General features: G+C 64.3%; 9 protein-coding genes and 1 pseudogene. 8 read left to right on the plus strand and 2 right to left on the minus strand.

Annotation, left to right across the window (positions count from 1 at the left end; translation table 11 throughout):
- Positions 1-20: 20 nt before the first annotated feature.
- Both ON32_RS06050 and ON32_RS28730 read right to left on the minus strand, forming a co-directional pair.
- Complete coding sequence (locus tag ON32_RS06050; protein WP_040789423.1) at positions 21-2,288, minus strand: hypothetical protein; 2,268 nt, start codon at positions 2,286-2,288, stop codon at positions 21-23.
- A 447-nt stretch (positions 2,289-2,735) separates the two neighbouring features.
- Entirely contained in the window at positions 2,736-3,236 is a 501-nt protein-coding gene (locus tag ON32_RS28730) for a hypothetical protein (protein WP_157224095.1), read from the minus strand.
- Positions 3,237-3,407: 171 nt separating this feature from the next.
- Between ON32_RS28730 and ON32_RS06055 the strand changes: the two genes are divergently transcribed.
- The 8 genes and pseudogenes from ON32_RS06055 to ON32_RS06090 form a co-directional block, all read left to right on the plus strand.
- Positions 3,408-5,171 (plus strand): hypothetical protein, encoded by a 1,764-nt coding sequence (locus ON32_RS06055; protein ID WP_169331591.1) that lies wholly within the window; start codon positions 3,408-3,410, stop codon positions 5,169-5,171.
- Positions 5,172-5,180: 9 nt separating this feature from the next.
- On the plus strand, positions 5,181-7,787 hold the full coding sequence (locus ON32_RS06060; protein ID WP_157224097.1) for a hypothetical protein: 2,607 nt from the start codon (positions 5,181-5,183) through the stop codon (positions 7,785-7,787).
- Positions 7,788-7,815: 28 nt separating this feature from the next.
- Entirely contained in the window at positions 7,816-9,324 is a 1,509-nt protein-coding gene (locus ON32_RS06065) for a PPE domain-containing protein (protein WP_040789430.1), read from the plus strand.
- A complete protein-coding gene (locus ON32_RS06070) occupies positions 9,321-9,752 on the plus strand; it encodes a YbaB/EbfC family nucleoid-associated protein (RefSeq protein WP_245550835.1) in 432 nt (143 codons plus the stop codon). The genes ON32_RS06065 and ON32_RS06070 overlap by 4 nt, the downstream gene beginning before the upstream one ends.
- Positions 9,749-10,426, plus strand: a complete 678-nt coding sequence (locus ON32_RS06075; protein WP_040789432.1) for a hypothetical protein — start codon at positions 9,749-9,751, stop codon at positions 10,424-10,426. Before ON32_RS06070 ends, ON32_RS06075 begins: the two co-directional genes overlap by 4 nt.
- 39 nt (positions 10,427-10,465) lie before the next feature.
- Positions 10,466-10,840: a hypothetical protein gene (locus tag ON32_RS06080; protein WP_051132919.1), complete on the plus strand. Its 375-nt coding sequence runs from the start codon at positions 10,466-10,468 to the stop codon at positions 10,838-10,840.
- 32 nt (positions 10,841-10,872) lie between these two features.
- The gene (locus tag ON32_RS06085) at positions 10,873-11,178 is read left to right on the plus strand and encodes a hypothetical protein (RefSeq protein WP_040789433.1); all 306 of its coding nucleotides are present in this window, start codon (positions 10,873-10,875) and stop codon (positions 11,176-11,178) included.
- Positions 11,179-11,190: 12 nt separating this feature from the next.
- Positions 11,191-12,937, plus strand: a pseudogene (locus ON32_RS06090) (hypothetical protein); the annotation flags it as partial.

Raw genomic sequence — 12,937 nt, forward strand, 5'->3', positions numbered from 1 at the left:
GCACGCACGCCGGCCGGATTCTACGGATCCCAGGGATCCAGGCCCATCGTCGGATCCAGGTGGTCGAGGTTGGCGATTCGAGTGGTCCACTTCATCAGTTCGCGGCGGCTGGTGGGAGTGGGGTTTTTGTAGTAATTGTGTGCGGCCTTGTTGTGTGCGGTTGCCAGCTCGTGGCCGATCGCCCACCGCGTATTGCGGTCGACATTGTTCCACTCGTCGGGTGTGATGGCTTGGCGCAGTGCGAGATCGGAATCCCAGTTCTGCCGGACGCGGTTGATGAAATTGTGGTCGAGGGTCGCACCGGGCATGGGGGCATTGGTATGCCTGAGGAAGTTGTCCGAGGCGACCACCGCCTGAGCGGCGAAGGCGCGCCGGGCGGGTTCCTGGGTCCCAGGATCGGAGTGGTTTTCCACGGCGCGGGCCGCGGCGAGCGCTTTTTGCAGTGGTAGAAAGCCGTAGGGGTTCGGCGACGTGGTGCCCTTCTGCACAGCGGTGGCGCGCAATGCCTGGGTCACCATCGTCTCGCTGCCGCCGGTGGCGAGCAGGATGGAGTTCATCATATGGTCCGGAGCACGGCTGTCGCCGAGACCGTCGAGAGCATTGGCGATACCCAGGGCCTCGGTCATTCCTCCCCACTTCTCCGCACGCTCCAGGGCTTTCTGCCGCCAGTTCTCTCGACTCAATGAGCTCCAGAGGTATGTCTCCAAACGCGAGTCGGCAGTCTCGGCATTCGTCAGTTCGTTCTTCTTCCGGCCTCGCGCCATTGGGCTCAGCGGGTTGAGCGTGCGCATGGCGAGCCAGCCGACAAGCGGCGAGGAGTTGAGCGTATTGAGCGCGGCCAGATGGGTGATCAAGCCAGCACCGCCGCCGCCTCCGCCGCCGCCTCCGCCGCCTCCGCCGGCCCCCAGCGCGGCGCCACTCCGGCCGGTCGGCTGGCCCTGAATGGCGAGCGCGAAGCGGTTGGCCACCCAGTTGTTACCTTTGTCCAGGCTGCTGTTGAGCCGGCGTATCTGCGAGATCGCGATGATCTCCACCGCACAGGCGATGACGATCACCGCCATCACCTGATCGCGGGCCTGGCTGAACAGATTTCCCATGACCAGCACGTATACGCCGAGGAAGATGGTGTTCGCCGTCATCCGGGCCGCCGCCACGAAACTGTCGACCAGATTGCGGACCAGGAAGGTCTGGGTGGGGCCGTATACGAAACCCCCCGCGGCGAAACCGAAAATCGCCATGAAGGCGTGATAGATCGCATCCAGCGCGGCTTTCGTGATCCGCAGGCCGAGGTAGACCGCGAATGCCAACAACAGGGTGGCGCAGACCAAGAGCATCAACCCGGTGCCGATCTGGCCGGCCGTCGGATCCTGCGTCTTGGCGTACGCGGCACTGTCGCCGCAGCTTTCCATCGCCTTCTTGACCTCGTCGTCCTTGCCGGACAGGACACTCGAGGTCCAGGCGCTCTCGCACGCCGCGTTGTAGTCGACCACATGACCGAAGTTCCACACCTGCACCGCCTTGCGGCCGAAATTATCGGCGAGCTGGTGCTGGATGACCGTCACCAGCTGCTGCGGGTTCGGATGACCGTTCCCGTTCAGGCCCGCGGCGACCGACAGCCCCACATCGCGGCCCTTGGTGAGCAAACCGTCGGAGGACAGCACATCCTCCAACGGCTCGGCCAGGAAGAACGGGCCGAGTACGGCGACCGACAGCATTGTCACGATCTGAACCGCGGCCTTGGCATGGAAGCCGCGTGCGATGAACACGCCCACGAAGACCGCCCCGATGGTTGCCGTGGTGATCAACACGATGGGCGTGGCGATCTGCCGGGTCAGCGCATCGGCGACACCGGTGAACGCCTTGCCGAACATATCGAGCCATTGGAAGCTGAAGACGAAGGTCACAGACCAGATGCCCGTGGTGACAATGGCGATGTATCCGACGAACTCGATGCTGATGACCGACCACAACACCGTGTTCTCAGGGTTGAACACGCCGCCTTTGTCCGAGGCGAATATGTAGGAGGTCAATGGGACGCCATCGGAATCGCGAACGTTCATCCAGCTGAGTCCGTCGATCTGTGAGACGCCACTACTCGTCTGCGCCATTGCCGCGGCGCCGACGACACCGGGAAAGACGATGAGCGCGAACAGCGCCACAGCCGTCCACAGCGCCCTGCGTCGCCAGGGTCGGGCGCCGAGCCAGGACCGCCAGCGTTGGACGATGGTATCCGGATACCACCGCAGCGGATCCCACGAATCGGCTTCAGCTGTATCGGTAGCCGACATAAGACCCACCTTCCTGCACTCGTATCGCCCCTGGGGCGTTGCCGGGCGATTTATCGGTAACCCATACAAGCTCGACCCTCCCGGCCGTTCGCGACACCCGTTGCCACGCACCGGGCGGCCTGGGGATGTGTGAGCGGTGCCCTTCGCTATTCGTGTGGCGGTTACGCGAGCTCGGGTGCCCTCGACGTCGAGAAGGGCCGGCCATGTTTCGGTGAGTGTCCCCACCGCTACCACGAGCCGCGGTGAGTGAGGGGGGCGATAGGGAGCACGGCATCGATAACCTCGGGCAGCGGAGGCTCATCCGATACTTCCTCCTGCTTCGGTTATCCGCCTTTCGGGATGGGGGCGGCCAAGGCAATTCGTACACGACGGGTCGAACTCGAGACCCCTATCTTGACTCGTGCGCCCGATTGGGTGCTTCCCCGTGCTGGGAATCCTTGACAATGATCACGTCAGGAAGGAAGTCACACGCATGGTCGGCTGCCGGTACGCGATCGCCGGGGTGGCCGACCGGCGGTGTTCGCCGACGGTACGAATGGCGGGTGGATAGTGGTGGCCGGTATCAACACTTCGCCCGGTAGGTGACCCATGGGTCTTCTCGGGGATCTTCTCAAGGACACGGTCGTCTCCGTCGCAGGTGTGGCCGGCGCAGGTGTGGTCGGGTTCATGCTGGGCGGCCCGCCTGGCGGGGCGCTTGTCGGGGGGATCGTCGGCGGCCTCGTGGCGCTGGCCGATGGAAAAGACATGGGCGAAGTCGCCTCTGCCGCCATGAATGGTGCGATCGGTGGTGCTTTCGGTGGTGTCGGTAGCGGCGTCAAAGGTGCCATCTTCGCCAAAAAATCCATCGAGCTCGCCAGAAATACGACAGGTGCTCCCGCCGCCAAGTTGGCGTTCAACAAGAGCGGGCGATTTACACACGACATTCCTGTGAAGTTCGGGGCGGCTCATGTACCGCCATGGAAGCTCTACACCGGTATGGTGCTGACCGGCTTGAGCACCGGTGTGGGATACCACAAGGCCATGTCCGAGTCGGGAGGGAACAATAAGTCCACGTTGGGGCAGATCCCGGTAATTCCCATCGAAGGGGATGCGGCCCCGACCGGTATGCCGGTCGTTTTCATGCCCGATCCGACGAAACTGCCCGACGGGTTGACTCTCTCGTCAGCGGTGCAGCAGGAATACAAGAGGCTGCCCGATATGTACGCCAGGCACTGGGAGCTGTTCGGAAAAGGGGGCAAATCGGAGGCGGAAAAGCCCAAGAATGTGAAGGTAAGCGATATCTCCGGGGAAGAGGCCGCGAATATCGAGAACTATGTGCAGCGGGTGCAATACCTACGCACGGCCCTGGAGGATATGAAAGAGGACGAGAGTCGTATCGCTCAGATAGACAACAGGAGTGCGGAATTATCGGCGGAGGGGCAGCAGATTGTCGGGGGATCGATCAAATCTCTGACCGAGTTCGCCAAAGTTCATCCCCTTAATATAGATGCGATAGCCGAGCTCACGGCCACCTTCGAAAAGGAAGGCACTTTCTTCTTCGACGAGACGAAACTCAATGCCGAGCAGCTCTCCGAGGACAACTACGTGTTCGCTCTTGCGGAATCCGCGGCCGACACCGGGGCTTCCGTTGTCCAGTACTACGCCGAGCAGTTCGAGGAGTTGGCCAAGAAAGTGCCCAATGGCCAGAACAAGTCGGACGGCAACGAGAAGACGACCGGCGACAAGAAGTCGGACCCCGTATCCACGGATACCGGTAACAACACCAACAACGGTGGTGTCTATCCGACCGGATACCCGTATCAGCCGACGAACACGACAACCGGGAACACCCAGCAGGTCGCGACGCCGCAGTCGTGGAATGGGAACAAAACCGACCGGACGCAGCAGACGACGCCGCAAGGAGTCGAAAAGGCGCAAGAGGCCAAGGACTCGACGGTCGCCGAGGATTCGACGGTCGCGAAGGATTCGACGGGGGCGAACAGTTCGGTTTCCACCACCGGCGATACCGCTCTCGGCGGATCGTCCGGAAACCGGATCGCGACGTCGATGAACACTCCGGCCCAACAGGTGACGACAAGCGGCGCAACCGATTCCGCTCTTCAACAGATGACGCTACCGGCGGTTATGCAGGCTCTGATGAACGGACAACAGCAGCAGCGTCCGGAGAACCAGGGTACGAACCGGAGCGCCCGAGAGGGCGACCCGCGTCAGGGGCAGCGTATTCCGGCCGCGAACACGGCGCCGACCCAATCCTCGGCTCCGACCACGAATCAGACGCAGACGCCCCAAGCGAACCAGACGACATCCGCGGCTCCCGTGCGGGCGGTCTCCGCCACGGGAAACACACAGTCGGAACTCACACCGGTCACCGGGAAGAGCGCGATGGATCCGCGTTCTCCCTTTACGTACACTTTTCCGGACGGACGCACCCAGGAGGTGTCCGTCATGGTGGCCATGGCATTGGACAAGGCCTTCGACAACAAGAGGGACACCGATGCCCGGGAGGCCTACGCCAATACCCCTGCCATGTGGACGGATTCGAGAGATATCGGCCGACCGGCCGACGCGTTCGAGCTGATGACCGGCGATGTCGCGGTCTGGGCTTCCGGGCCCGCCGAGTCGCCCGGAAAGAACGGGGAAGGTGTTCGCACCGCGATTCTGGTGAGGTTCGGTTCCTGGGATAGCGGAACACTCGAGGCCGTGATCGATGGTGAGCTGAAGCCGTTCGCCGAGGATATGGACGATGAGAAGGGCCGATTCGGCGCCTTCGCCGGTTTCCGGCATCCGAAAGGTATCGAAAAGGAAGCGGAGGCCGAGAATTCGTCATCGGCGTCCGTATCTGTTGATCAGTCCGGCGCGATGAACGCCGTGACCTCAGCGTAGGGGCTGCCCATGGGTGCAACCGATATACTCACCGCCGCAGTCACCGACGTGGCTGTGACTACACTTGTTGCCGGTCGAGGTGGGGCGTTAAGAGGTGCGTTCGCCAGTGCGTTGGGGGGCGCGATCGCCGAGGGGATGGTGAATGGCAACTCCCCTGAAAACTGGATGAAAGGCGCGGTGGTGGGCGGCTTGGTCGGGGGCGTCACACATCGCGCGGCCCAGGGGCTGACGAAACCCACCGCGGATTGGGCGAAGAAATCGCAGAAGCAGTTGGATGCCGCCAATGCATTCAAAGGGGCTCACGATGATTTGAAATCCACATTCGAGAAAATGCGGAAAACGAAAAGTGATTTAGACAAACTTACTTCCGCTCCGAAAAAGAGAGGATGGACAGATAGGAGAGCGCAGCAGAAGGAAATAGATGACAAGAAAGGAGAGCTCGATTCGGCCAAAGTGGAATTTCGCCAGAAGGCTTTGGCGCGTCGAGAGGCTCGGAAGAATCTCAAAGCGGAGAAGCTGCCCTACAGGGGCGCCGGGCCGAATGTCGACAAGGTCAAGGCGGCGCATGACAGAAAAACGAAGCTGAAAGAACTGTTCCAGCAGGGTGAAAACCTGCATTTGTGGCAGGGTCGAGGCCCGGCACTTCTGGCGGCCCTTACATCGACCGGTGCGGTCCTCTTCGACGACATCACCGAAGGTATCGGGAACTTCTTCGGTGGTGACGAGGGTGGGGGTGAAAAGAAGAAACCGGGTACGCAGGACACGATCGCACTGGATTTGCTCTGGGTGGGGGCCGGCGCCGCGGGGTCGAAGTTGGGGAAAGAGCCGTTCGTCGAGACGCCCGGTATCACCGACGACGGCGATGGGTTCCTGCTCCAGCCGAAGTCCATTCATCCGACGCTCGCCGAATGGCACGGTGGCAACACCAATTCCGTCGCCTCCACCGTGGTCGAGAATTACGATCTGTACGGTGATCCCGAAAAGATCATGAAAGATCCCAAGGCCGATCGCACGCTGAACCTGGAGCCGGTACCCACCCTGCGGGCATCGGACAAAGACCTCAAGATCGGCGCCAGCGATTTGGCCGGCGCGTACAACGTCACGGTCAACGACATCAAGCAAAAGACGCAGCGGCTCGACGCCGGCCAGAGAAACGTGGCGATGGTGGTCACCGAGGTGGAGAAGATCACGGAAGCCGGCCGGACATACATCGCCGATTTCATCGAAAAAATGAACCATTGGGTGCAGAACGCCAGCGACGGATCGAATGGTGCGTTTCTGATGGCGATGGCCGGTGCGCTCGACGAGATGACCGAGAAGATCGAGATGGACAACGCGAGCAACGAAAAGCTCGCGCAGCAGCTGGCAAAACAAGAAGAACAGCTGAGCAAGGACCAGAAAGCTGCACAGGATCTGGCGAACCAGGTCGGGCAGAACCATCTGAACCAGTACGACCCGAATACATGGGCCAGGCTGAACCCCAACAACAACGGCAACAACGTCATCGATGATCCGTCCAAGGTCAATGGATACGACCCCAAAGATATCGATCCCACCAAAGACTCCGAGTGGCGGGACAGGATCAAGGACCTCGAGGATGCGTCCAAGCCCGATCTGAATCAGACGAATACACCCGACCTTCCCGGAGTAAATACGCCTGGATCGAATATTCCCGGATCGAATGATCTCGGGGCAAATATGCCTGGATCAAATATTCCTGGAGCGAATATGTCCGGGATGCCGGGGATGAATCCCCTCTCGGATATGGGTCCTCTGGTGAACTCGATGATGATGCAGGATGTGATGCGGAGGATGGCCGAGGGCAATATGGCGGCCCGACAGGAGGACCTCGACCCGTCCCGCTACGAGCAAGCGCTCACGCCTCCCGCTCCGCCGACCACTCCGGCTCCGACCAACACCACCCCGTGGTCCAACCAGAACGCAGCCGCCCAACAGGCCGCGCATACGACCCCCTCGCCCTCCACCTCGTCCTCCGGCACCTCCGCGCCCACCGGTGCGATTCCGCCGCAGAACCCGGACGACAAGAAGGGCAGGCTCTTCGATTTCGGGGACGGGCGTCAGCAGTGGGTGTGCAACGAGGTGTACGAGGGTCTTACCAAAGCGTTCGCGAACAAGAAGGGCACCGATGCCCAGGAGGCATACGCCGGTACCCCGGCCATGTGGACGGACGCGAAGGAGATCGAACCGATCGATACACTCGAACTGATGACCGGCGATGTCGTGGTCTGGGATCCCGTGCCCGCCGAGACATCCGAGCAGAGCAAGGCGGAGGCCGGGCCCGATTTCGTCGTCAGTGCCCCGACCGAGAAGGGGAAGAAACCCGAATCCGCCAGTGATGACGGCACTCGTACCGCGATCCTGGTGGTGTTCGGTCCCCCGGAGACCGGAACGCTCGAAGTCGTGGTCAACGGTGAGCTGAGGCCCTTCGCTCCGGAAATGAGCGATAGTGGAGGAAACTTCGGAGCATTCGCCGGTTTCCGGCGGCCGAAGGGCATCGAGGCGGTCCCGCAGCCGGGTGAGCAGATGGCCACCGGGGTCTCCGACCAGCCCGCGACACCGGCGGCGGACGCTTCGCCCATGGTCGCATCGGCATGAGTGGTGTGATGGGTGAGAGGAGGAGACAGTGCCGGAGCTGAATGTCGATCTGAGTGAGCTCGCCTCGGTGGCCGCCAATGCGGCGAATATGGCTCGGACGACGGGCGCCGCCCTGCCGCGTCAGTGGGTGCTGCCCGCGGGTGCCGATCCGATCTCCGCTCAGACGGTGCCGCGGCTCAACGCGCATGCGGAGGGCTTGTTCAACGGTGTGGTGGGGGTGCTGAACAAGGTGCAGCAGATGGCCCATCACGTGGGCGCCGCGGCGGTCGACTACTCGCGCGTCGACGGGAATGCGGCCCAGCGGGTCGCGAAGGCGGGTGGCGGCCAGGAAATGGCCAACCCGGTTCCCGTCGTGGAGCGCATGGGTTATCGGCGGGTGCCCACGCAGTTGAGCAGTATGACCAGCACCACCGGCGATCCGCTGGTCTTCGCGCAGCAGCTGCACAGCGGACCCGGGCCGGGACCCGCGCATCGGTTCGCCGACTCCGTCCGCTCGTTCACCGGCGGTGCTTTCACGGATGTGACCAGTGAAATGGACCGCGCCGGTGCACGTTTGCAGCATTGGACGCCGGTGGGCAGCGATGCGGCTCAGAAGTTCACGAAGTATCGCGGATGGCTCGATCAGTTGAGCGAGGCGCTGAACGAACTCGCCGATAGCGCCGACGCCTACGGTCATGCCTTCACCAAGGCGAAATCGAAGCATCCCACCCCTGAGGAGATCATCGCCGCCCGCAAACAGCTCGCGCGGGCCATGCGCTCCAAGGATGAGGTGGGGGTACAGGCCGCGCTGGCGAAGTTCCAGGAACAGAACGCGCGGTCGGCCGAGACGATCAGCGGTTACACGGCGGAAACCGGTGCCACCGCGGCCGAGGAGGCCGGTACGGCGACCGCGAGCAACGCCGCGGCCGCGGGCTCGTCGGGTTCCGGCGATTCCAGCATGCTGGCGCAGATGCTGCCCACCCTCATGAGCATGATGGGGATGGGCATGAACGGCCTGCCGCTCAACGAGACGTTGTCGGACGACGACTTCGACGACTACTACGACGATTACGGACTGGAGAACTACGGCATACCCTCGATCGGATCGTCGCCGGCGGGTGGGATACCGTCGATCGGCGATATCGGCAATACCAGTGTGCCGAATCCTTCGCAGGTCGACGGCTACTCGGTGTCGGCGATGCCGTTGGCCACGAGCGTGGGTGCAAACACCGGGCTCGGCGCCGCGCCGCGCGCGGCGGCGGTGGAGCCGGTGGCCGCTTCGCCCGGAAACAGCGCCGGCAGTCGTGGCCCCGGCATGGCGGGGATGCCCTATATGCCGATGGCTCCGGGTATGGCCGGCGCCGGCCAGGGTGCGGGAGGAGGCGGTGAACGCAATCGGGTGGTGGCCTGGCATCCCGATCGCCTCATGTACGTCGACGACACCCCGCACACCGAGCCCGTGATCGGCGAACGGCCGACGATCGCCCCGACGGTGACATCGCCGACCCCGGCCCCCACCAATAATCAGGCTCCGACTCGTTCCGGAGGTTCCGCATGAGCAATATCCACCCCGACGTGCAGGCCGCGCTCGACGCCGCCCGCGAACTTCGCCACCGCATCGCCGATATGCGCGAACGCATCGACGCGGTCCGCGCCCGCCGGCCTTCGCCGAGCGGTCTGGTGATCCCCGAGGTGGACGCCATGGGTCGGCTCACCAACCTGTATCTGGCGCCGGGGACCGCGGACCGTTTCACCAGCGAGGAACTGTCGGCCGAGATCATGGCGGCGATCCGGGAGAGCACCTCGGACGCGGCCCGTCAGTACCAGGTGATCATGGATACCGCCGTGGTCGAGGAACCCGGTGCCGCCGAGGAGGAACCGGCCCGCCCTGCCGTGGCCGGGGTGGTCGACGACTTCGACGAGGACGATGACATCGAAGAGGTCGGGCCGGTCCTCCGGGCCGGTGTCACGGGGGCCCCGTCATGAGCGATGCCGCGGTCGCCGACAGTGAGGTGACCGCCGCGGATGCGGTTCGCTGGCTGCACGAGGAAGGGCTCAGCCGGTTGACCGCGCTCGGGAGCACATCGCTGAGTCCCCCGGTGGCGTATACGGTGCAGGTGGCGACGGGCGCGATCACCATGTATCCCGCGACCAACGGGGGTATCGGGAGTGATTCCACCACCCTCGCGGCCGATGACCTGCCGCCGCCCGCGGACGGGCCCGGTCGGTTGGTGGTGGTCGGTATCACGGCCACCGAGGCCTTGCTGGTCGTCGACCTGGCGGGTTCGCTGGTGATCGCCGTCAACGGCGATCGTCCAGAACTGGCCGCGCGCTCCTGGGCCATGCAGTTGCTGCTCAATCCGGAGGTCACCCTCACGACCAACAGCGCCGATATCGCCATCGGCTCGAGCCCGCGATGCAAGAAGAGCTTCATCCCGGGCGGTGGTGGGTCGATCATCAGCGTGGACGATGGAAAGCCCCCGGTCACCACTATTTCCATGAACGCCACCACGGACGGACCCGACCATCTCGATATCGCCCCCGGCGGTATCGGGGAGATGTATCTGGGGCCGCGGTTCTGGCAGTTGGACCACATCATGACCATTGGGGACGGGGCGTGGTCGACACTCGCCGAGACCTTCGCCGCGGATGGCGGATAGCTTGCCGAGGAGCGGCACACCACATAGGGAGATCATCCGATGACCAATGACTACGACGATTTCGATCCGGACTTCGACGTGGATGTCGACGCCGAGGCGACCCCCGCCACCGAGCCCGCACCGAAGATCTACGAGGTCTTCAACCCCGACCACACGGTCGGGGTGGCGTGTGACCGTGATGGCGAGATCGTGGGCCTGCACATCACCGACGAGGCCCGTGACAACGGTGACGCCTGGCTGGGTTCGGAGATCGTGAAGGTGGCCAAGCTGGCGCATATGAAGTCTCGACTCGGGTTGCGCAAGGAGATGGAGGAGAAGGGGAACCGCCCCTACACCATCGACGCGTTCGGTCTGCCGACCGAGGCGTCCTACCGGGCCATGGAGGACGCGGAGTTCGGCAGTCGAGCGATTTGACCGAGTAACCTCAACCGAAAGCAGGAGCCGATATGGTTCACATCAAAGACCACCACGAAGCGCTGGCGGCGGCGGGCAGGTTCAGCACCGCGATCAGCTCGGTGACCGGACAAAGCGATACGGTGGTCGAAAGTTTCGTGTTGAACGCTCGGGACGACTCGCCGCTGGGCCGCGCGCTCAGCGCGAAGTTGAGCTGGATCCGTACCACCTTCGAGAACGGCCTGTCGGAAGCCGCCTCGCAGGCAGGGGTGACGAAACAGGCCGCCACGGTCGGCATAAACGTTCTCCGGAACGCCGATATCGACGGTGAGGCCGTCGTACGCACCGCCGAGGTCTGAGCCGGCCGATCAATGCCGCCACCCGAGCAACAGAGCCCGTATTGGGACAAGATAGTCGGCGACAACTGGCCGGAAACAGCGCCGGGGGCGTGGAGCGCTCTCGCGGATGCCGCGCGCGAGGGCGCGGAGGCGCTGAACGTGCTGGACGCCCCGCAGGCATTGCGGACTTTCGACGATCTGGTGGTCGAATCCGCCGCCCTGGGGCCGGTGCGCGACGCCATGGCGATGCTGCAACACTATCCGCAGCGTTTCGCCGATGCCCTCAATGCCGCGGCCGATACTTTCGACACCTTCGCCGATCTGGTGCGTCGCACCCGTAATCGGATACTCGATGTCGTCGCCGATGCCACGGCCAGGATCCACTCCGAGACCGAAGGCGACAACAACGGCGACGGGGAGACCGACGACGAGGCCGAAGCCGCCGCCGATGCGGCCACCCGGGAGCGGATCTTGAGCGAGGCGCGGGAGGAGGTGGCCGAGATCATCTCGGCCGCATTGGGCTCGCTCGGGCCGCAAGGACTGCCCCAACTCGACGATATCGCCCACGCCCTGGGGCAGCCGGGCCCGTGGAAGGTCACGGGACCGTTGCCGAATGTTCCGGTCCATACGCCGTCGGGTCCGGGCGGCCGACGTCATTTCGGTCCCGGCCCGCAGCATCGGCCGTTGCCGTTCCTTCCGGGTTGGGGTCCGTTCATGCCCGCGGGGATGCCCCCGGGTATGAGCATCCCGCAGTTCCCCCTGTGGGACATACCGATAGGTCTGCCCGACATACCCGTTGTCGACCTAGGCGACCTGCCTTTGTTTCCCGAGCTTCCGAACCGTGGTATCGGCGCGCCGATCGAATCGGATCAATCCACTCCGTTCGATCCGGTTGCCCCCGGTCCCGCCGGTCCGGCCCCCGCCGAGCCGAGTGCCCCGGAGCCGAGCGCTGCCGGGCCGAGCAATGCCGGACCGAGCAATGCCGGACCGGGCAACGCCGGACCGGGTAACGCCGGGCCGAGTACCGCGGGACCGGCGGCGGACGGTCGACAGGTGGACCAATCGCCCGCGGGCGACGACGCCGCCGCACCGGCGCGTTCCGGATCGAATACCGCGGAGTCGGACAGCGCTGCCGAAGACCGGTCGTCGGAGTCCGGTTCGACCGAAGCGGCGCACCGGAACACGGCGGAGTTCGGCGACAAGACCGGTGAACGCTCCGGCGCGACGGACACCACGAAACCATCGGCTGCCGACCGCCTCGATTCGGCCCTGGCCGGCGGGCTCTCCACGCCCACCGATCCCACATCCGACCCGGCCGTTCCGGCGGTCGTGCCGCCACCGGTCGCCGCTGCCCCGACCACCGGTGCTCCGGCCCCTGCCACCCCGTCCGCACCGACGAATCCGACGGTATCCCCATCGGCGCCCAATCCCTCCGCGCCGGCCCGCCCCGCGGTGGTGCCGCCATCGGAGGTCCCACGGGTCCAACCTGCTGCCACCGCTGGGCCGCCGGCCGGCTCCTCGCCCGGCGTCGCGGCGGCGCCGGGCGGCAAATCGCAGCCACCATCGCGCGAGGCCTTCTCCATTCCACAGCCGGAGGAAAGGCCCGAAACGGCCGACAAGGGAAAGGAGCTCGTCAAGGACGCGGTCGGTGCGGCCATGCACGCCTCGGCGGCACCGTCGTTCGTGGTGGGAGAACGGGTGGACGGTGACCTCGTCCTGGCCCGCACGCTGCTGGCCGGAATACGCGCCGCGGTCGGTTCCTGGCTGCTCGGTGTCGAAT

This window comes from Nocardia paucivorans NBRC 100373, from assembly GCF_000308675.1.
GTDB classification, from domain to species: domain Bacteria; phylum Actinomycetota; class Actinomycetes; order Mycobacteriales; family Mycobacteriaceae; genus Nocardia; species Nocardia paucivorans.

What these genes read in the sequence shown, in the direction of transcription:
- ON32_RS06050 (WP_040789423.1), bottom strand. Translation starts at nt 2,288, where the DNA reads ATGTCGGCTACCGATACAGCTGAAGCCGATTCGTGGGATCCGCTGCGG.
- ON32_RS28730 (WP_157224095.1), bottom strand. Translation starts at nt 3,236, where the DNA reads ATGAGCCGCCCCGAACTTCACAGGAATGTCGTGTGTAAATCGCCCGCT.
- ON32_RS06055 (WP_169331591.1), top strand. Translation starts at nt 3,408, where the DNA reads ATGCCCGATCCGACGAAACTGCCCGACGGGTTGACTCTCTCGTCAGCG.
- ON32_RS06060 (WP_157224097.1), top strand. Translation starts at nt 5,181, where the DNA reads ATGGGTGCAACCGATATACTCACCGCCGCAGTCACCGACGTGGCTGTG.
- ON32_RS06070 (WP_245550835.1), top strand. Translation starts at nt 9,321, where the DNA reads ATGAGCAATATCCACCCCGACGTGCAGGCCGCGCTCGACGCCGCCCGC.
- ON32_RS06075 (WP_040789432.1), top strand. Translation starts at nt 9,749, where the DNA reads ATGAGCGATGCCGCGGTCGCCGACAGTGAGGTGACCGCCGCGGATGCG.
- ON32_RS06080 (WP_051132919.1), top strand. Translation starts at nt 10,466, where the DNA reads ATGACCAATGACTACGACGATTTCGATCCGGACTTCGACGTGGATGTC.
- ON32_RS06085 (WP_040789433.1), top strand. Translation starts at nt 10,873, where the DNA reads ATGGTTCACATCAAAGACCACCACGAAGCGCTGGCGGCGGCGGGCAGG.